Genomic DNA, 20229 nt, shown 5'->3' with positions numbered 1-20229 from the left:
AGCCTGCTCGCGAAGGCGGCGTATCAGTCGCCATTGCTGGTGCCTGACACTCCGCTATCGCGAGCAGGCTCGCTCCCACAGTTTGATCTGCGTTAATTCTGCAACGCCGTACTTAGCGGCAATCGCGCCATGTTTTTCGCTTTCAACGAGCCGAAATACAACCAGTCCCCATACTCACGCACGGTGGTGATCGGCGAATAATTGCCGCTGCTGCCGTCCTGCAGGTTGGCGATCACCTTGCCCTCAAGGTCCAGGCCCAGCACAAAGGCGCGTTTTTCCACCGGCTTGGGTAGAACGATCATCGCTCGCGCGATCATCTTGCGCACGAAAGGGTGTGCTGCGGTTTTGTCGAGCAAGGCGTTGCGCGGCGCATACAGCGCCACCCAGAAACGGTCGCGGCCGTTGAAGGCCAGATTGTCTGGCAACCCCGGCAGGTTGTCGATGAACAGGTCATGGGTGCCGGCTTTCGGCCCGCTCAGCCAGTAGCGACTGATGCGATACGCGCCGGTTTCGTTGACCAGCACAAAGGCATCGTCCGGACCCAGGGTGACGCCATTGGCAAACTCCAGCTTATCCAGCAGCATCGTGGTCTTGCCGGTTTGGAAGTCATAACGCAGCAAGCGTCCGTCGCCGCCATGCTCGATGATTGCCTCGCCATCCTTGCCGTAGCCGAAACGGCTGGAGGCGTCGCTGAAGTAGGCGTAGTGCCCGGGTTTATCGATGGCTACGTCGTCGGTGAAACCCAACGGCACGCCGTTGGCGCTGGTGGTCAAGGCCACCAGGCGACCTTGGGCGTCCAGGGACAACAAGCCCTTGGCGGCGTCGGCGATCACCAGCAAGCCATTGGGGTGGCGGGCCAACCCCAGGGGCCGGCCGCCGGTATCGGTCAATACCTTGGTGTCCTGGCCGTCCAGGCTGGTGCGGATGACCCTGCCATCATGCAACCCGGTGATCAGTGCATTATTTTCCATGAGCAGCGCTTCGGGGCCGTCGATGTCCGCGGCGCCGACGCGTGCCACGCCCTTGAGGCGCTGATTGTCCGCATACAGGCCGCTGCTGAGAGACGGCGCCGGTTGCGGCGTCCAGGCCACGGGGTCGACCTTGGTCGGCATCAATAGCAGGAAGGCGCCGAGGGCAACGATCAGCAGCAATACCCCATGGTGAAACCTGATCGGTCGGCTCACGCACGGACTCCTGACTGCGCCAGGTATTTTTCTGCGGTATCGCGAAGCGCCAGCATCGACGCCGCCGACTCGCGATCGATCCGCCGCTTGAGCAGCAATTGGTTGGCCATTCGCATCGCCAAGCCGCTGAACCGGTATTCCAGCGTGCGCACAAACCGCGTGCCATCGCCCTCGGCCGCGCATTCGTAAGTCAGCAGCAATGACAGGCCATTATCGCCATGGGCCCGGGCAATCCAGCGGCGTCCAGGCAGATACTCATCGACTACCCAACTCAAGTGTCCGTCACGCCCACCGGCGCGGATGTCCTCCTCGAACCGCGCGCCAGCATGCAAAGGTCCATTTTGGCCGTTGATCCGCAGGGACGATGGATGCCATTGCGGCCAGCGGGTCACGGTGCTGGCATAGGCGAGCACGGCAACGGGATTACCGGCGATGTCGATCTGATGCTGCATGCGGGTCATGGGCGTTCTCTTCAGGTGCTCGATGGCCGGTTCCGGTTCCGGTTCCCAGTAGAGGGTGCCGAACAGGTAATCCATCAACGGAAAAACGATGTTGAAATTGCGTTGCTGCATCATCTCGCGGCGGTGATGCACTTCATGCAGGCGACGCATCTGGCGGATCCATGGCAGGCGCGTGACGCGGTTTTGCGGCGGCAGATGCTCGCAGGCATGGAACACTTCATAGGTCAGATACCCCAGGACCAGGCAGCCGCCGACCAGGCCGGCGACGTTGGCGTCCAAGGGCTTGAGCAGCCACCACAGGGGCAGGGTGATCAGCAGCGTGTGCAACACGATCAACCAGGCCGGGAACAGGATCACCCGCCAGTCGCGAGCGCTGTCGTAGGTCATGTTGCCGGGGGCGAAAAAGCTGTGATGGTCGCCGGCATGGCGGGCATAGAACATCCGCGCGAAGCTTTTTTTGTGATGGCCAAGGTGCCGATGCACCATGTACACAACGAAGTTGAAGAACAACAAGGCCACCGGTACCGCCAGCCATTCAAGGGGCTGTACCTGGTGCACGGTACTCCAGAAAACGCCGATCGCCACCAGGCCGAACACCAGCACGAAGGCGCCATGCAGCCAAGGGTTATAGCGGGGATGAATGTCGCGACGGTAACGGGCGCGGAATGCTTCGGTGGTCTGCCTCACTGCAATCACCTGTCGTTATTGTTATCTCCAGCAGATTAGTCGATCCCGGCGATTTGGTTGGCAGCCGACCAGGATTTTTGGTGGTGTGTATATCCATTGCTGCGGTAACGGCTGCTGATTAGTTCCACCCTCACGGCGGGTACAAAACCCTGTGGGAGCTGGCTTGTCGGGTCGCCGCATCGCAGCGATGGCGGCCTGACAGCCGAACATGTTCTTTCAGGTGTACATATCCATTCCTGCGGTAACGGCCACCTATGGTTTCGCTTTTACAGCGAGTCACTTGGAAAAGCCTGTAGGAGCGAGCCTGCTCGCGATGAACCTGAGAGCACCGTGGGGTGTCTGGTGCCCAGCGTCATCGTTGACGACCATCGCGAGCATGCTCGCTCCTACAGGGCCCGCCGCGATGGGCCATCCTTGGCCCAGCGCGGCTAAACCGGCATCCATGCCGGTTTGCCCACTGCGCAGAACCGGAACGAAGCCTCTCGAGGTGGCAAGAAAATCAAGAGCCAAAGCAAGATCAAACGCCAAAGCAAACGCGAGGCGGCCTACCGGCCGGCCTTATCGGGAGCTATGCGCATTTCGTAAAACGGATTCAGCTCAGCGGGTTCCAGCGTTGTGACCAGTCGTCATCGCTCTTGATCACCTCGCGCAGCAGATCGAAGGCCCGTTGCAGCACCACCGAGTCGCGGTCTCGGGAGTAGACCAGATAGGTCGGGTAACTGAATTCCGGGGCCTTGGGTACGGGCTCCAGCATGCCGTTTTCCAGGTAGCTCTGGACCACCCGGGTACGGAAGTAGCCGCTGCCACCGTGTTCGAGGATGTACTGCAAACCCAGGGGGCCAAGGTTGAAACTGAGCGCCGCCTTGGCTTTTTCCGGCAGGGCGGCGTCGTGCTGACGCCGGAAGTGCTGGCCCCAGTCGATGTACACGTAGGGTTCGGGGCGTTCGGGGTGGCGGACGAGGATGAGTTTTTCTTCGAGGATCTGTTCGACTTGCAGGCGCGGCCAGTACTCGGGCTGATAGACCAGCGCCGCATCGAGCACCCCAAGCTCCAGTTGTCGCAGCAGGTTTTCGCCGTCGCGGATTTCCATGCGCAGCGCATGGCCGGGAATCCTGTCGCGCAGTACGCCGGCCCAACTGAGCATCAACGGATTGCACAGACTGACTTCGCCACCGATGTGCAGGACGTCGTGGAACCCCTCGGGCAAGGGCAAGTCCCGGCGCGCGGCTTCCCAGGTTTCCACCAGTTGATTGGCATAGATCACGAAGGCCTCGCCATTGGGCGTCAGGCGGGCTCCGGCACGGTTGCGTACGAACAGCGTGCTGCCCAGATGGCTTTCGAGCTTCTGTACCCGCGCGGTGATCGCGGTCTGGGTGACGTGGAGTTTTTCGGCGGCCGCGGCAAGGCTGCCGTGGCGGACGATTTCCAGGAAGGTGCGGGCGAGATCGATGTCCATGGGGCAGCCGGTGCGGGAGGTGCTCGCATTGTAAGACAAATCAAAAGATCGTCCGAACGCGGCCCGAGCCTTCGGACGATCTTTTGCTCTTCAGGTCAAAACGCAAAGCAGGAACAACCAAACGCCCCCCAGAACCCGCGCAAGTCACTGACCGGCGCATTCGACAAGCGCGCCCGTTCGTGACTGTGCGCATGCACCGCGCAAGCCCCGACGCATTGATGAACCTGAGCCGTCAGCGGTGCCGATGGCTTCCAGTGGCCGGGCACCTTGGCCACCGGCGACCACTCCGGCACCACGGGGATGGGCGGGGGGCCAAGTTTTTCGAACTCGACGCTGGCGTAGACAACCTTGCCATCGACAATGGTCAGCACCGATTCGATACCTTTGATGCCTTCGGTCTCCATATGGAAATAGTCCGCGGACAGCGCAATCAGGTCCGCCAATTGCCCGACCTTGATCTGACCTTTCTTGCCTTGCTCGGACGAGAACCAGGCGCTGCCGTGGGTAAACAGCTCCAACGCGGTGTCACGGCTCAAGCCCTGTGGATACAACGCCAGGCCGCCGACAGTCCGGCCGCTGACCAGCCAGTACAGCGACGTCCAGGGGTTGTAGCTCGACACCCGCGTCGCATCCGTGCCGGCGCCTACCGGTACGCCCTCGGCCAGCATACGTGCAATCGGCGGCGTGTGTTCGGCAGCCTTGGCGCCATAGCGGTCGACGAAGTACTCGCCCTGGAAGGCCATGCGATCCTGGATGGCGATGCCGCCACCCAGCGCCTTGACCCGCTCGATGTTCTGTGGGGTGATGGTTTCGGCGTGGTCGAAAAACCACGGCAAGCCCTCGAACGGAATGTCGCGGTTGACCTTCTCGAACACGTCGAGCATGCGGGTGATGGATTCGTTGTAGGTGGCATGCAGGCGAAACGGCCAGCGTTGCTCCACCAGGTGCCGTACCACCGGTTCCAGGTCTTGCTCCAGGGTGGACGGCAGGTCCGGGCGCGGCTCAAGGAAGTCCTCGAAGTCCGCCGCCGAGAACACCAGCATTTCCCCGGCACCGTTGTGCCGCAGGAAATCGTCGCCCTGACCGTAGCGTGAGGTACTGGTCCAATGCTTGAAATCGGTCAGTTCTTCCTTGGGTCTCTGGGTGAACAGGTTGTAGGCGATGCGCACGGTCAGTTGCTGATCCCTGGCCAACTGCTGGATGACCTGGTAGTCGTCCGGATAATTCTGATAGCCACCGCCAGCGTCGATCGCGCTGGTGACACCCAGGCGATTGAGTTCGCGCATGAATTGCCGGGTCGAATTGACCTGATGCTCCAGCGGCAGCTTCGGCCCCTTGGCCAGGGTTGAGTAGAGGATCATTGCGTTGGGCCGGGCGATCAACATGCCGGTGGGATCGCCCTTGGCATCGCGCTGGATTTCGCCGCCCGGCGGGTTCGGCGTATCGCGGGTATAACCCACCACTTTCAACGCGGCGCGATTGAGCAGCGCACGGTCGTACAGGTGCAGGACGAACACCGGTGTGTCGGGCGCGGCCTTGTTCAGTTCGTCGAGGGTGGGCAGGCGTTTTTCGGCGAACTGGAATTCATTCCAGCCACCGACCACCCGTACCCACTGCGGCGTTGGCGTGCGGTCGGCCTGGTCCTTGAGCAGACGCAAGGCATCGACCAGCGACGGTACGCCTTCCCAGCGTAGTTCGAGGTTGTAGTTGAGGCCGCCACGGATCAGGTGCAAGTGTGAGTCATTGAGGCCGGGAATCACCGTACGCCCGTGCAGGTCGATGACTTGCGTGCCGGGGCCTTGCAGGGCCATGGCCTGGGCGTCGCTGCCGACCACCACGAAGCGCCCGTCCTTGATCGCGACGGCACTGGCCTGGGGTTTCTTGCGATCGACGGTGTGCAGCCGTCCGTTGTAGAGAATGAGGTCGGCGGGTGTCTGCGGCATGGTTTTACTCCCTGCGAACAGCGGGCTGATCCAGGCACCGACGGCACCTGCGCTAAGACCTTGCAGTACATGGCGGCGGTTGACGCCGTTGTAATCCTCAGGTGGGCTCATGTCAGTGCTCTGCGCAACGTGAGTTGAGGGCAAACAGCTGAAGGCAGCCGCATGCGGCCAGAAGGAATATAGACGGCAAATCCACAGGTAGCCGTTTTCAGGCGCCGAAAACGACGAATCCCGCCACAAGGGGCGGGATTCGTTTGCAGCCAGGCGTGCTTGCGAAAGCCGCAAGCGGCGCGTTTAGGCCGGGAACAGCTCGGACAGTTTCATCGCCAGCATCATGTCGCCTTCAGCGCGCAGTTTGCCGCCCATGAATGCTTGCATGCCGTCGGTTTCGCCGCTGACGATGTCTTGCAGGGTTTCGCCGTCCATCACCAGGGTCACCTGGGCGTCCGGGTTTTCGCCTTCCAGCAGTTCGCAGGTGCTGTCCTTGACGACCAGCGAAAAGTTCTTGTCTTCGTCGATGCGGAAACCGAAGACCAGGTCCAGACCGGCAGCAGCGGCTGGGTTGAACTTGGCTTTCATTGCTTGTACGGCATCAGCTACGGAGGTCATGGTTTGATCCTTTTTTTGGTAATTAGAGCAGGGTAATAAGAGCTGGGTGATTACAGTCACAATAGTCCGGACTCAGCGAAACGTGATGAGTTCCGGGGCCTTCAGCAGTTGCAGGTGCGCATGACTGTTGAAGGAAGCCAGGGCCACCTCGCGACCACGGAACTTCAGGTGGTTGAGCGAGGTGTTGACGATTTGCCAGTTCAGTTCAAAAGCCTGTTTTGCCGGCATTTGGGTAATGAGGTGAAGCAGGGCGGTGATGGTGCCGCCGGAGGTGAATACGGCGATTTTCTGGGTGTTGTCGGCTTGTTCGAGGATGCGGTGCAGACCGGCCCGCACGCGCTCGACAAAGCCCAGCCAGCTTTCCAGGCCCGGAGTGTCATAGGTGCCGGCGAGCCAGCGTTCGATGATCAGGGCGAAAATACGCTGGAACTCGGCGCGGTTTTGCGCGGCGTTACGCAGAATGTTCAGCGCTTCGGGCTCGTCTGGCAGCATTGCCGGGAGCAGGGCGCGGATCACCGCGTCGGCGTCGAATTCATTGAATGCCGAATCGGTTTCCAGGATCGGCACCGGCAGGCCCACGGCGGCGTATTGTTCGAGCGCGCTATTGGCCGTATGTTGCTGACGGCGCAGGTCGCCGGAAAGGCACCGATCGAAGCTGATACCGAGTTCGGCCAGGTGCCGGCCGAGGATTTCTGCCTGGCGAATACCGGTGGGCGACAGGACGTCATAGTCGTCTGCACCAAAGGAGGCCTGGCCATGTCGAATCAAATAGATGCTGCCCACGTCCGCGTCATCCCGGTACGTTGAAGGTTTGGCGAGGTTATGGGGATGACGGTGAGCTGTCAATGAAAAAACATACGCTTGTTTGAAATGCCCGTTACAGGCCTGTTGCCAAAGGTTTCACGGCTGGTAGCAGGGGCGGCGCATGGGTATGCTGGTGGTATCCCGCGCGCTTGCATGCCGCGCAACGTTTAAGGAGTCCCTGTGGAGTTTTTGTCCGAGTACGCCGTTTTCCTGGCCAAGACCGTGACCCTGGTGATCGCCATCCTGGTGGTCCTGGCAAGCTTTGCGGCTTTGCGCAGCAAAGGTCGACGCAAGTCGGCCGGCCAGTTGCAGGTCAGCAAACTCAATGATTTCTACAAGGGGCTGCGCGAACGCCTGGAGCAAACCTTGCTCGACAAGGACCAGCTCAAGGCCTTGCGCAAGACCCAGGCCAAGACCGAGAAAAAACAGAAGAAACAGCCCGACGCCAAACCCCGGGTATTCGTGCTGGACTTCAACGGCGACATCAAGGCCTCGGCCACTGAAAGCCTGCGTCACGAAATCACTGCGCTGCTGACCTTGGCAACGCCCAGGGACGAAGTGGTGCTGCGCCTGGAAAGCGGTGGCGGCATGGTGCACAGCTACGGCCTGGCGTCGTCGCAACTGGCGCGCATCCGTGACGCTGGCGTGCCGCTGACGGTGTGCATCGACAAGGTCGCGGCCAGCGGCGGCTATATGATGGCGTGCATCGGCGAGAAGATCATCAGCGCGCCGTTCGCCATTCTTGGCTCGATCGGCGTGGTGGCGCAGTTGCCCAACGTCAATCGCCTGCTGAAAAAACACGACATCGATTTCGAAGTCCTGACCGCCGGTGAATACAAACGCACCTTGACCGTGTTTGGCGAAAATACCGAGAAGGGCCGGGAAAAGTTCCAGGAAGACCTGGACATCACTCATCAGTTGTTCAAGAACTTTGTCTCGCGTTATCGCCCGCAACTGGCCATCGATGAGGTCGCCACGGGTGAGATCTGGCTGGGCATCGCGGCGCTCGACCTGCAACTGGTGGACGAGCTCAAGACCAGCGACGAGTACCTGGCCGATCGGGCGAAAAAATCCGAGTTGTATCACTTGCACTATGCCGAACGTAAAAGCTTGCAGGAACGTATCGGTATGGCGGCCAGCGGTTCGGTCGATCGCCTGCTGCTGAGCTGGTGGAGCCGGTTGACTCAACAACGCTTCTGGTAACAGCGGCAATTAACATTCGGCCCGTTTCATTGTTGCGCAATGAAACGGGCCGTTTTGTTTTTGGCTATACATATGTAGGGCATTTTAAAAAAAAGGCTCGATAAGCTGATGTTCTCCGTCAGTTTCGAGTGATCTATCATGCCTGCTGAACCCGCAACGCCCAACATTCCCGTTTTGACGCCAGATCAAAAGGGTGTTTTTTTTGACCTGATAAAATCCAATGTCCCCGCCTGGTTATTGACCGCATCAAGTGAACTTCGCCGTGAACTCCATGACAGCTTGACCGCCAGCCATGGCTCCAGAAGTGAATTGGCCAATCGCCTGAAGGGACTGCAATCGCCTTCAAGCTTCTGCACTCCGCTACTCGCCAAAGCCATGTCGGACCAGCTGGGCACGCCACTTGAAACAGTGGGCGTGGTGTTCCAGCACGTACGCTCTACCTCCAGCCTGCTGGGATTGCGCAAAAAGCTGGTATTGCCGATTGATCGGGATTTGCTGTCTGCGGCCTGCGAGAATTTCGAACTCAGCGAAACCCTCTCCGCAAACTACAGCGATACATCCACCCTATATATTCCCGAAAAAATCACCGGCAGTGTCAATAAGGTGCTGGCCATCGAACCCCATGAGTTTGCGTTGTTATGCCGCAAACTGGATCTGGGCAAGCAATACCAGGCACATATCAAATCAATGTTTGAGCCTGCCGCCGAGGCGGACGAGTTATCCGGGAAGTATGTTGCGCACGCGAAGAACAGCTTTGACGTGAAGCGGCATGTAGCGCTGATGAACAAGGCCATCAGTGTTGAAATGCACAAGGCCTTGCAGGTCGTCAAATCTCAACAACCGCTCAAATTGGGCAACAATACACTGGGTTACCAGGCGTTGAAGATGTTTGATGTGACTATCAATGGCGCGCTGTTTATCGGGCCTGTAGACGAACACGATGATGACGATAACCGCTGCGTGGTCTATTTGCCGGATGACCCGCTGCACCCGTTGAAGGAATACGCCTCGTTCAGTGATTTTGAGCTGGAGTTGAGTCAGAGATTGAGGGTTAACGATTTCCGCCAACGTTTCATGCGCTACATCAAACTGGGTGAGCGCTCGGCGTTTCTGCAAGACCTTGATAAAGGCCTGGCGTTGCCCAGCGGTTCACCGTTACCTGCGAGCAGTATTTTCGTCAGCGTTTCTGGCGCAGACATCCAGGGTGATCCGTTTCAGGAGATGTTTCGTCAGCACTCCAGTCTGGTGCTTGCGGACTCGCGGCTACTGGTGGTGCCAACGGACGATGAAGACGAAAAAACCCGCCTCGACAGACTTGAGACCTACAAAAACATCGGCCTCAACATTCTTTTGTTTGGTGCCTCTTTCGTACCGGTGGTTGGCCACATTCTATTGGCTCTGACCGCCCTGCAGACGCTGTCAGAGGTGTATGAGGGAATCGCCAGTTGGGCCAGGGGCGAGCAGGAACAGGCGACCGATTGCCTGTTTGACACCTTGGAAAACCTGATTCTGATGGCGGCTCTCGCGGCAGGTACGGCGGCCGCTGGCAGAACCTTCAAATCCATCAGGACCTCGGTTTTCGTCGAGCGCCTGCGGGAGATCCCCGGCAAGAACTCCCGGGGGCGCCTGTGGAATCCCGATCTGGCGGTATATCAGCAGAGCCTGCGCCTGCCCAGGACACTGGCAGCGGACGCCAGGGGCCTGCACTGGCTGGGCGGCCAGGCCTACCTGCCAATCGATACCGGCCTGTATGCCGTTCGCCCGAAAGCCGCCACGGATCTATGGGAAGTGCTGCCCCCGGTGGAAAGCGACGAGGCCTATTCACCTTTGCTTGAAACCAACGATATGGGTGCATGGCGCCATGACTCGGAGCTGCCGCAAGAATGGGACCGGCTCAAATTGTTCCGCCGTTTCGGTTACAGCCGCGATGAGCTGTCCGATACCACGGCCCGGCAAATACTTTCCGTGTGCGCCATCGATGATTCTGTGTTACGTCAGGCCCACGTCGACCGCAGTCAACCTCCGGCATTGCTGGTCGATACGGTGCAACGATTTCGCGACGACGCCGCAGTCACGGACTTTATCGAGCAGATCAACGACCCGTCCAGGGCTTCCCAGGCAGACCCGGACCTGCAATTGCACCTGCTCACTGCTTCCAGCCATTGGCCGGGCATCTACGCAGTAAAGGTGGTCAATGCTGCCGGTCGGCAAGTCGATCTTCATGGCACGATCACTGCCGGGGCGGGGAAAATCATCACGCTCAATCAGGACGTGTTGCGCAGGGGGCAACTCCAGGCCTCGTTGCTGTCGGCCCTGGACAAGACGCGTCGAGAAAGTCTTCTGGGCACCAACTCTACGGACGCGACAGTCCAGAAAACGGCCTTGGCCAGGATCATCGCCGAACAGGCTGAAAGTCACAAGCCACAGCTGTTCGAGCGCATCTACCAGCGCGGCGAAGTGACCAGTGATGCCCGGATAACGCTGTTGATGGGGCAATTTACCCCTCTACCCCGGGCCATTGCCGAGGAACTGCTGAGATATGCCGAAGCGGGTGAACTGGAAACTCTGGAGGCTGGCAACGTACCTTTGCGGCTGGCTGAGGAGGCGCGCCGCTATCTGCAGGTGACGCATCTGAGTCGGGCTTATGAAGGGTTGTACCTGGGCTCGACGGGAGGCTTGTCCACGGACCAGTTGGTCCTCGATACCCTCAAGCAACTTCCGGGTTGGACCAACGATGCGTGGGTGCGGATAAGCGAGTCATCAGGTGCAGTGAACCGGTCAATCAGTATTGGCTCGGCACAAGCTGCGCAGAAGGTGCGAGTCGACGTTCTGGCTGATGGGTACCGGGTCTCGGTTGATGCCGAGACAACTTCCACAACATTTCTCAAACGTACGCGCGAGCGCTATTTCGAGGCCCTATGGCACGGACTCTCGGTCCAACGCAAGAAAGCGTTGGGAGTGAGCTCCAAGGACGCCGGCGCCGCATTGCGCCAGAAAATAACCCAGTTGGCCTTGACCCGGCGAACAGCCATTGCGCAAGTCGTCGATGCCTTGCCGCTATGGTCGGGCTATACGTCTCCCATGAGACTGGCCGACCGACCTGTTACCGGACTTGGAGCCGGCAGACCGGACCCTATGCTCATCAATACCAGCAACGATGTCGTGGTACGTCGGGCGCTGGAGCTGTATCCGCTGCATTCCCCGGCAAAGATTGATGCACTGGTGAATGCCCTGGGGACCAACGTGATTGCAGTGTTGGCCAGGCTGGAAGCGTTGCGGCTGGAATTTCAAACGATCCGGCAGGTACTGAGCCAGTGGGTTGCGCGCAAAACCTGGCACCAACAGCCCGATGGCTCAAGGGAGGAGGTCGCAAGAATCGGCAAATATCGCACCGCCCAGACGATCATTCGCTGCTGGCGCAAAGAGCCCGAATTCACCGAGTCCGGCGATAGGCTCCTTTCCACGCTGATGTTTGATGCCCAGCCCCTGGGCGATTTGCCGGTCATTGTCGGCGACTTCAGTCATGTCGGCCGCCTGGTGATGAACGGCGTTGGTGCCAGCGCCGGTTTGAACGCCTTTTTGCACAACTTTCGCAATCTTCGCCACTTGTCATTGCGCGGCAATCACTTGACCAGGTTGCCGCTGGCCGTGGGTGACATGTCCAGGTTGGTGCAGCTGGACCTGAGCGATAACCTGATCCAGCTGACCACCGAGTCGGTGACGCTGTTGGCAGGTATGACCCGTCTGGAGTCGATAGATCTGTCGTTCAATGCGCCACTGACCAGGGTCCCCGATGTCAGCCGACTGCAACACCTGGAACAAATGAACCTGCGGGGGACCGGGATCACCCAGTGGCCTGCGGGAGTCTCGAAACTGCTGCAGCTGCGCGAACTCGACTTGCGCGACAACCAGATAGAGACCCTGCCGGATGAGGCGTTCAAGGGTAACGCGTTGCAGAACAGGGGAATCAATATTCATGGCAACCCGTTGTCCGCCGACTCCCTGAACAAGGTCGCCGAGCACCAGCGCAAAACCGGCGTGAGTCTGGGAATCATTGCCTCCGAGTACCGCAGGCCCGGAACATATAGCCCGACCCGGGCGCAGAGCCTGGACTGGCTGGTGGGACTTGGCTCGGTTGAGGCGCAGCGCAGGCAAAGGCTGTGGGATTCATTGCAGGCCTACCCTGATTCAACGCGCTTTTTCGACGTGCTGGCCCGGCTGTCCAACACTGCCGATTTCACCCATGTCTACAGCCACTTCAGTGCGCGGGTCTGGAATGTCATGGAGGCCGCTGCCACCGATGATCGGCTGCGACGTTCGCTGTTTCGCCAGGCTCAGGTCGGCCGGTTCAGCGCCGATGGTTACTCGGCCATCTTCAGCGAGATGGAGGTGCAAGTGTTGTGCTACCGGGCCATGGTGGCGGCCACCACCGGCATCGAGTCGCTGGAGCAGCAACTCATTACTCTGCTCCGGGGCTTGTTCAGGCTGCAGGAAGTTGAAGGGATAGCGCTGGCGGATATCAATGCGCGGCCCGGCTCGGCGTCTGCTACCTACGCCCACGCCCTGGAAATCAGCCTGGCCTATCGCGTGGGCCTGGCCGAACGCCTGGCGTTGCCATCTCAGCCCCGGGCGATTCTGTCACGATGGAGCGTTGAAGTTTCCCCGGCGACCCTGGAGCAGGCTTATCAGAGCGTGCTGACCGCCGAAGGCACCAGCGCGTTGCAGGAATGGATGCTCACGCAGAGATTTTGGACGGAGTATCTGCAAGCGTCTCACCCGGATCAGTTCCTGGCGATCACCGACCGGGCGGCGCTGGGCTTTGCGCAAATCGAGGAACAGCCTCAGCTGTCCCGAGAGGTGTCTACCCAGCGCACAAATGCCGTTGTCGAAAATTTCAAGAATGATCGACGGACATTGTTCGGGCAGCTGACTTCCCAGGCGTTGACTCGTCATCCCGCACCCGTGGTCCCCGGTGTCAGCGCTGAGTCGGAGGCCGCGTCATGACCGCTCTATCTGAAGGCAACGCGAATGCGCCGAGCTCGCCGGGCCTGCGTGACGCATTGAAAGCCGCACTCGACATGACCTTGCCGCAAACCCCTGGGGAATTTGCCGAGCGTCTGATCAAGAACAAGTGGGGGGCGGACATCAATCCGCCCACGGCCTTGCTGGTGACCCTGGATTACCACTTCAAAGGTCATCCTGCACTGGACGGTGTCGAGCAGGGCCGTGTGGCCAGTTCCCGATCATTACTGCAGACGCTGCTGTCCAACTATCAAACCGTGGGTGACGGCCGTTTCGCTGAGAACGCCTTCGGTTTGTACTCGCCGCCCGATGTCGGGCCAGCCGTACGCATCGTGGACAAGGTCGATGAGATTGCCGACCACGGCAGCGGCAATCACCAGACCTATGAAGGCATCTATCGCCAAACCACGCCGCAAGTGTATGGGCCGCTGACGCAGATCGATCTGAGGCCTGCGGATTTCAAAAAGTGGGTCTGGGAACTGGACTTGAAGTTCCTGTATGCGACGTACCTTGATCAGGCCTGGCCTGACGATGAAGTACCCGTCGCCCCCCAACCCTGTGGCCTGAGAACCTCGGTCAAGGCAGCGTTTGTCATGGCGGCGTGGCTGCAGCGGCAGGAGCAACGCCTGAGCCCGGAGGGCCTGGAACTGGCGCTGCGGGCGGCAGGCTTGCAACCTGATCAGCGCTGGGAATCGTTGACTCTCGAACAACTGCAAGCACCGACCCTGGCGCCATCGACGGTGAAATTCGGCTTGCTGAAACTCTACCGTTATAGCGCCACCGATATCTGGGCTTGGCGCGACGCCTCCAGCCCCCGGATGCTGGTGTACATCCCGGGCAACTCTTCGCCGTTGCATGAGTTCGCCGATGCCAGCGCCTTGCACCAGTGGGTGGTCGCGCAGGGCAGGGTGAGTGAAAACAGGCAGGCGTTGGCATCACACTTTACCGAAGACGATCGTGAGGACGGAACCTTTCATGCCGGTGTCGTGACGGCGCTGGAGGGCATGTCGCTTTACCCCGCCAAACACTGGCTGAGCAACAACGCCGGCTTTTTCAACAACGACGGTTATTGGGACCCGAGCGAATACATCGGCTTTGACGACCCTGCACCAGACACCGATCCTTTTGCGCAACTGGTGCTGTCCATGAAGCGGGCCGCCCGGGCCAGCGTCGACAGCATTCGCGATGACGCACAGGTCAACCGTGACAACCTGAGTTCAGTCGTCGAGCCGGTCGTGCAGTGGGTCAACCGGTTTGGGCCGCTTGCCTTGTTCGTTCCTGGAGGCGAAGGGGTGCTGGCGTTGGCTGGACTGATTGACGCCGGATATGGTCTGGACCAGGCAATCAATGGCCAAACCCGCGGCGAACGCTCCGAAGGCATTACTCGTACGGTGTTTGGCTTGCTTAACGCGCTTCCTGTAATGGGGGCGGCGCTGGAGGGAGAAATCAGCGGCATCACCCAGCGGGGCCCTGGGCGTGAGGCTCCGGCGCTGGAGCTGACCGACGGGCCGCCACCGCAACCCGTCACTACACCCGCAACCGCCAGCCCTGCGCCGCTGCCCCGGGTGCAATTGCTGCGTGGCCTCGGCTCCCCGGTGGCGTCCCTCAGTGATGAAGCGCTGGCACAGATCGCCAAGGTCTGCGCAGTGGATGACGACATGCTGCGGCTGATGCAGACGGGCCGCCGGCCGACTCCGTTACTGGCCGACACCATCAGCCGTTTCAAGCTCGAACAGGAACTCGGACAGTCCGCCAGCCCGGCGCTGTTCAACAGCCGTTACGCGGCGCTGCAAGAGTCGGAGCATGAGTGGGTCCGGCTGTTCCAGCAGCAATACCCCGGGCTGCCGAAAAGCGCGATCGAACAAATGCTCGACCGCCACGGTGTCGATATCCAGCGATTACCCGATGCAATGGAGAGCCGCCAGGTGTTGGCACGTCTGGATAGCAAGGCGCGCCAGTATCAACTGCATGTGCGACAAAATCGCGCCTACGAAGGTTTGTTCCTGCGGTCCGCAGCGACATCCGACTCGGACAAGCTGGCGTTGCACTCCCTGAAAAACCTCCCCGGCTGGCCGAGTGATCTGCGGGTCGAGATCCTCGACGGTCCATCTTCCGCTCGGGTAGTTGATCGATGTGGACCCCTGGATGCCGCTCACTGCCGTCAGATCATCAAGGTGGATGACCGCTACCTGCGCAACGAGCAGCCCACGGACTTCTTCGATGCCATGCTTGGCGTGCTGACGGATGAGGAGCGTTCGGCACTGCAGCTCTCTACGTCCGATGGCGCCAGTGGTCTGCGGATCAAACTCGGCGACCGGGCCATTTCCCGCTCTGAAACACTGCTCGGCCTGCAAAGGATGGACGCGGGCATGACCTTCGAGCCAGAAGGACTGCGCGGTGGTGGCTACCCGTCCACAGAGCAGGGGCAAGCACTGCAACTACGGATGAGCAAGCTGCAGCTGAGGAATGTCTACCCGGACATCAGTGAGGCCGACATGGATCAGTTGATCCAGAACGCCGGGGAATTCTTGCAGACGTACATCGATCGGCTGAACCTGGAACTCCAGCAGATCAACATTGACCTGAGCTACTGGATCGACCAGGTGACGCAGGATATCCAGCACATGGATATCACCGTACTGGAGATGGGTGATGAAGCGGCCGCAGGCATGAACGAGGCGCAAATTGCCCAACAAAACGCCAATATCATGCAAATCGCTGCAGAACAGGAACGCGCGGTCAGAAGAGAGCTTGCCGAAGAATTGGTTGCCATCTGGCAAAAGCGTGGCCCCGTGCAGGATCGCCTGTATGTAGACGGGCAACTCTGCGGGGTCAGGTTGGTGCTTGATTTCGAGGAATATCATCGATTACCCAGCATGAACATCAGGTTCAACGATGTGATCGACTTGTCGCTGCGCGGTTTTCACCTGAACGTGCCGGAAAGTCTCAATGGATTTCTCGAGAGCTTTCCAAACCTCCAGGTATTGAACCTGGAAATGGTTGATTTGCGTCGTTACTTCGTGGCAAGTGAAGGGCGCTCCTTGCCACCGGTCATTGGCCAGTTGAAACAACTGACTTCACTGAACTTGCGCGCCACCCGGCTGGTATTCAATGAGCGCGCGGCTTCACAACTGTGTGAGCTGAGCAACTTGCAGAGCCTCGACCTGAGTGACAATCCATTGGCAGTACCGCCTGTGCTGCTGGGCATGAACAACCTGCGTAGGCTCAGCTTGAGGAATACCCGAATTACCCGTTGTCCGGTAGGAATACCGGATGAGCCGTACTTCACTTTCCTCGATTTAAGTCATAACCAGATAACCCGTATTCCTCGGGCGGTATTGAACCAGGCCGTCGCCAGGGATCGGGTGATGTTGTGGAGCAACCCGCTCACTGATCAGGACACTTTGCAGCGCCTGGTGGTACATCGTGAGCGCACCGGCATCAATTTGTGGTTGATGAATGTTCCGGCCAACCACTATTCAGATCCAGCAGCCTGGCTGCAGGGAGTTGAAGCGGCACAGCGCGATGCGCAGCTGCAGATCTGGCAGCGAACGGCGCTCAAGCCTGCCGGTGCGCGACTGTTGGGCACCATGCACACACTCAGTCTTACCCCGGAATTTCAGGTCCGCTACCAGGACCTGCAGGCTCGTGTCTGGCAATTACTGAGCGAAGCCGATGCGTCGCCTGAGTTTTGGGGACGATTGACTCAGGACATGCCCTTGGGGCGAGCGTCACTCGACAGTCCAATGGCAGTTCTCAGTGCGTTGGAAGACCGGGCGAGGCTGTTCAACGATTGGGTGGCGCTGGGGCGACCGTTTCCGATCGGGGAGAATTGATGCATGACCCCGGTCGGGGTCATGACTTTTTGTTGTCAGCGGCGACGGAACAGCGGCAGCGGTTCGTCGGTGGCAGCCTGGTAAGTCACGGAGAAGTCCTTGAGACCTTCCAGGGCGTCGTACGGGTCCTTGTCGGCGCGAATCGCGAACGCATCGAAACCGCAGCGGTGCAGGTAGAACAACTGGTCGCGCAGTACGTCGCCAATGGCCCGCAGTTCGCCTTTGAAACCGTAACGGTCACGCAGCAAACGGGCGTTGGAGTAGTTGCGGCCATCGGTGAAGGCCGGGAAATTCAGGGCGATGACCTGGAACTGGCCCACGTCTTCACCGATTTCTTCTGCTTCCTCATCTGCATCCAGCCACACGCCAAGGCCGCCATCGCGGGCCTTGAGCATACGAGCGTGTTCGCGCCACAGCTGCAGCGGGACGATCAGGTCGTCGCAGTTGCTGATTTCGTCGATGTTGAAGTCCTTGGGCAGCAGGTGCCAGGTTTCGTCGACGACTTCGTTGTTCTTAATGATTCGCTGCATAGACGCGCTCCTTGAAGAGGTCGATGCCAATACGCTGGTAGGTGTCGATGAAGCGTTCGTCTTCGGTACGTTGTTCGATGTACACGTCGATCAGCTTCTCGATCACGTCAGGCATGGCTTCCTGGGCAAAGGACGGGCCGAGGATCTTGCCCAGGCTGGCGTCGCGGCTGGCGCTGCCGCCGAGGGAAACCTGGTAGAACTCTTCGCCTTTCTTGTCCACCCCGAGGATGCCGATGTGGCCGACGTGGTGGTGGCCACAGGCGTTCATGCAGCCGGAGATGTTCAGGTCCAGTTCACCAATGTCGAACAGGTAGTCCAGGTCGTCGAAACGGCGCTGGATCGATTCGGCGATCGGGATCGACTTGGCGTTGGCCAGGGAGCAGAAATCGCCGCCCGGGCAGCAGATGATGTCGGTCAGCAGGCCGATGTTCGGCGTGGCGAAACCTTGCTCGCGCAACTCGCCCCACAGGGCGAACAGCTTGGCCTGCTCGACGTCGGCCAGGATGATGTTCTGCTCGTGGGAAGTGCGCAGTTGACCGTAGCTGTAACGTTCGGCCAGATCGGCCACGGCGTCGAGCTGCTTGTCGGTGATGTCGCCCGGCGCGACGCCGGTTGGCTTCAGGGACAGGGTCACGGCTACATAACCAGGCTTCTTATGCGCCAGGGTGTTGCGCGTGCGCCAGCGGGCGAAACCTGGGTGTTCCTTGTCGAGGTCAGCCAGTGCTTGCGCCTGGTTGTCCAGAGACTGGTAGTCCGGATCAACGAAATGTTTGGCCACGCGATGCACTTCGGCTTCGGTCAACGTGGTCTGGCCACCGCGCAGGTGTTCCATTTCCGCGTCGACTTTCTGGGCGAAGACTTCAGGGGTCAGCGCCTTGACCAGAATCTTGATCCGCGCCTTGTACTTGTTGTCGCGACGGCCATAGCGGTTGTAAACCCGCAAGATGGCGTCGAGGTAGCTCAACAGGTCTTGCCACGGCAAGAATTCATTGATGAACGCGCCCACCACCGGGGTACGGCCCAGGCCACCGCCCACCAGCACGCGGAAACCCAGTTCGCCAGCGGCGTTGTGCACGGGCTCCAAGCCAATGTCATGGACTTCGATGGCGGCACGGTCGGAGGTCGAGCCGTTGACGGCGATCTTGAACTTGCGCGGCAGGTAGGCGAATTCCGGGTGGAAGGTGGTCCACTGGCGGACGATTTCGCACCACGGGCGCGGGTCGATCAATTCATCGGCAGCGACACCGGCGAACTGGTCGGTGGTGACGTTGCGCAGGCAGTTGCCGCTGGTCTGGATCGCGTGCATCTGCACGGTGGCCAGTTCAGCCAGGATGTCCGGGATGTCTTCCACGGCCGGCCAGTTGAACTGCACGTTCTGCCGGGTGCTGATGTGGGCGTAGCCCTTGTCGTAGTCACGGGCAATCTTGGCCATCATTCGCGTCTGGCGCGAAGTCAGTTGGCCGTAAGGCACCGCCACCCGCAACATCGGCGCGAAGCGCTGGATATAAAGGCCATTTTGCAGGCGCAGGGGGCGGAATTCTTCTTCGCTCAGCTCGCCTGCCAGATAGCGTCGGGTCTGATCACGGAACTGCTTGACGCGGTCCTCGATGATCCGCTGATCGTATTCGTCGTATACGTACATATAAGTCCTGTTCTCAGGCTTGGGCCGGTCGGTTCCAGCTGCTTTTTTGGCTTGCTGAAGCCGATACTGCCTCGGCAATTCTGCGCGCACGGCCGCGCACTCCCAACGGAGCCGGGGGCAAGATACCAGTTTGCAGTTATGCGCAAAAGTGATGTTTGAGTATATGTAAAGAACCAAAACGACTAACGAGAATCGTTGTTGCCAAACCCGTGTTTGTGGTGTGGGCAATCATCGGCTTTACTGTGAGCGTATCTTCCTGCAATCACCGATAAAACCGACAAGAGGCGATGCAATGAGCAACTCTACCAAAGCTTCAAAGCCCGATAGCACGGTGGATGCCTGGGCCATTTTGTTCCTGATCATCCTGGTCGTTGGAACTGCCGTTTTCTGGGTCAGCCATCAGTAACCGGCCTCGTCCGGGCCTGATTCGCGACCGGCAGATTCCACTGCTGCAAGTGGTCGACAGGCCCAGGCCAGGCGTTTGCTGGCCATGAAGATTTCGTCGGACTACCGGGTGGATTTCCGGCGTCTGTCGGCCAAGGGCCGCCCGGCGCCTTACCGCTACCCGTTCACCTTGTACATGCCGATGCGCTGAACCGCGTCAGCTAACTGCCAGAAGCAGCACCAACTGTACGATGCCGTAGAGCGTCAGGGCGAACACCGCCGTAAACAGAATCCCCAGAATCACAAAGTGACTCGGTTTGCCGTGGGTGAAATCGCGCGCCCGATTTTTCCCGCTCTGCACGCCGAATGCCGCCGCCATGACGCTGTGCAACATCTGCCAGAAGGTCGGCGGTTTGTTGTTGTCGACTGGATCGTCCATAAACCCCTCGTCATCCCGGTGTGAGCTGT

Annotated in this window: 12 protein-coding genes and 2 pseudogenes; 4 read left to right on the top strand and 10 right to left on the bottom strand. The window is 59.7% G+C overall.

The window, feature by feature from the left end:
- Positions 1-92: 92 nt before the first annotated feature.
- The 7 genes and pseudogenes from ACA058_RS18310 to ACA058_RS18280 all read right to left on the bottom strand — a co-directional run bounded on the left by ACA058_RS18310 (position 93) and on the right by ACA058_RS18280 (position 7123).
- On the bottom strand, positions 93-1184 hold the full coding sequence (locus tag ACA058_RS18310) for an SMP-30/gluconolactonase/LRE family protein (RefSeq protein ID WP_497635284.1): 1092 nt from the start codon (positions 1182-1184) through the stop codon (positions 93-95).
- Positions 1181-2332, bottom strand: coding sequence for a sterol desaturase/SRPBCC family protein (locus ACA058_RS18305; RefSeq protein WP_497635283.1), 1152 nt, complete (start codon positions 2330-2332; stop codon positions 1181-1183). Before ACA058_RS18305 ends, ACA058_RS18310 begins: the two co-directional genes overlap by 4 nt.
- Positions 2333-2617: 285 nt before the next feature.
- Positions 2618-2710 (bottom strand): annotated as a pseudogene (locus tag ACA058_RS18300) (outer membrane lipoprotein carrier protein LolA); the annotation flags it as partial.
- A gap of 214 nt (positions 2711-2924) precedes the next feature.
- A complete protein-coding gene (locus ACA058_RS18295) occupies positions 2925-3788 on the bottom strand; it encodes a LysR family transcriptional regulator (RefSeq protein ID WP_497635281.1) in 864 nt (287 codons plus the stop codon).
- A 95-nt stretch (positions 3789-3883) separates the two neighbouring features.
- Positions 3884-5731 carry an amidohydrolase gene (locus tag ACA058_RS18290; protein ID WP_497639960.1) on the bottom strand — a complete coding sequence of 616 codons (1848 nt, stop codon included), beginning with the start codon at positions 5729-5731 and terminating at the stop codon, positions 3884-3886.
- A 294-nt stretch (positions 5732-6025) separates the two neighbouring features.
- Positions 6026-6340, bottom strand: a complete 315-nt coding sequence (locus ACA058_RS18285) for an SCP2 sterol-binding domain-containing protein (RefSeq protein WP_497635280.1) — start codon at positions 6338-6340, stop codon at positions 6026-6028.
- 72 nt (positions 6341-6412) lie between these two features.
- Positions 6413-7123: a histidine phosphatase family protein gene (locus ACA058_RS18280; RefSeq protein WP_497635279.1), complete on the bottom strand. Its 711-nt coding sequence runs from the start codon at positions 7121-7123 to the stop codon at positions 6413-6415.
- A gap of 201 nt (positions 7124-7324) precedes the next feature.
- Here ACA058_RS18280 and sohB point away from each other — a divergent pair, with 201 nt between their 5' ends.
- The 3 genes from sohB (at position 7325) to ACA058_RS18265 (ending at position 17205) form a co-directional block, all read left to right on the top strand.
- Complete coding sequence (sohB, locus tag ACA058_RS18275; RefSeq protein WP_497635278.1) at positions 7325-8347, top strand: protease SohB; 1023 nt, start codon at positions 7325-7327, stop codon at positions 8345-8347.
- A gap of 309 nt (positions 8348-8656) precedes the next feature.
- On the top strand, positions 8657-13351 hold the full coding sequence (locus ACA058_RS18270) for an NEL-type E3 ubiquitin ligase domain-containing protein (protein WP_497635277.1): 4695 nt from the start codon (positions 8657-8659) through the stop codon (positions 13349-13351).
- A complete protein-coding gene (locus ACA058_RS18265; RefSeq protein WP_497635276.1) occupies positions 13348-17205 on the top strand; it encodes a dermonecrotic toxin domain-containing protein in 3858 nt (1285 codons plus the stop codon). Before ACA058_RS18270 ends, ACA058_RS18265 begins: the two co-directional genes overlap by 4 nt.
- A 35-nt stretch (positions 17206-17240) precedes the next feature.
- Here the strand turns inward: ACA058_RS18265 and ACA058_RS18260 are convergent, their stop codons facing one another.
- Together ACA058_RS18260 and ACA058_RS18255 are read right to left on the bottom strand one after the other, a co-directional pair.
- Complete coding sequence (locus ACA058_RS18260; RefSeq protein WP_497635275.1) at positions 17241-17735, bottom strand: DUF934 domain-containing protein; 495 nt, start codon at positions 17733-17735, stop codon at positions 17241-17243.
- The gene (locus ACA058_RS18255; RefSeq protein ID WP_497635274.1) at positions 17719-19377 is read right to left on the bottom strand and encodes a nitrite/sulfite reductase; all 1659 of its coding nucleotides are present in this window, start codon (positions 19375-19377) and stop codon (positions 17719-17721) included. The genes ACA058_RS18260 and ACA058_RS18255 overlap by 17 nt, the downstream gene beginning before the upstream one ends.
- A 428-nt stretch (positions 19378-19805) precedes the next feature.
- Here ACA058_RS18255 and ACA058_RS18250 point away from each other — a divergent pair.
- Positions 19806-19972: pseudogene (locus ACA058_RS18250) on the top strand (LacI family transcriptional regulator); the annotation flags it as partial.
- Positions 19973-19978: 6 nt separating this feature from the next.
- Here the strand turns inward: ACA058_RS18250 and ACA058_RS18245 are convergent.
- Positions 19979-20200, bottom strand: coding sequence for a DUF2970 domain-containing protein (locus tag ACA058_RS18245; RefSeq protein ID WP_497635272.1), 222 nt, complete (start codon positions 20198-20200; stop codon positions 19979-19981).
- Positions 20201-20229 lie beyond the last annotated feature (29 nt).

Source organism: Pseudomonas sp. LBUM1649 (assembly GCF_059716155.1).
Note: the sequence above shows the minus strand (reverse complement) of the source record. Positions and strands in the feature narration are given on the sequence as shown.

Coding starts and splice junctions, on each gene's coding strand:
- ACA058_RS18295 (WP_497635281.1), bottom strand. CDS start 3,788: ATGGACATCGATCTCGCCCGCACCTTCCTGGAAATCGTCCGCCACGGC.
- ACA058_RS18290 (WP_497639960.1), bottom strand. CDS start 5,731: ATGCCGCAGACACCCGCCGACCTCATTCTCTACAACGGACGGCTGCAC.
- ACA058_RS18285 (WP_497635280.1), bottom strand. CDS start 6,340: ATGACCTCCGTAGCTGATGCCGTACAAGCAATGAAAGCCAAGTTCAAC.
- ACA058_RS18265 (WP_497635276.1), top strand. CDS start 13,348: ATGACCGCTCTATCTGAAGGCAACGCGAATGCGCCGAGCTCGCCGGGC.
- ACA058_RS18260 (WP_497635275.1), bottom strand. CDS start 17,735: ATGCAGCGAATCATTAAGAACAACGAAGTCGTCGACGAAACCTGGCAC.
- ACA058_RS18255 (WP_497635274.1), bottom strand. CDS start 19,377: ATGTACGTATACGACGAATACGATCAGCGGATCATCGAGGACCGCGTC.
- ACA058_RS18245 (WP_497635272.1), bottom strand. CDS start 20,200: ATGGACGATCCAGTCGACAACAACAAACCGCCGACCTTCTGGCAGATG.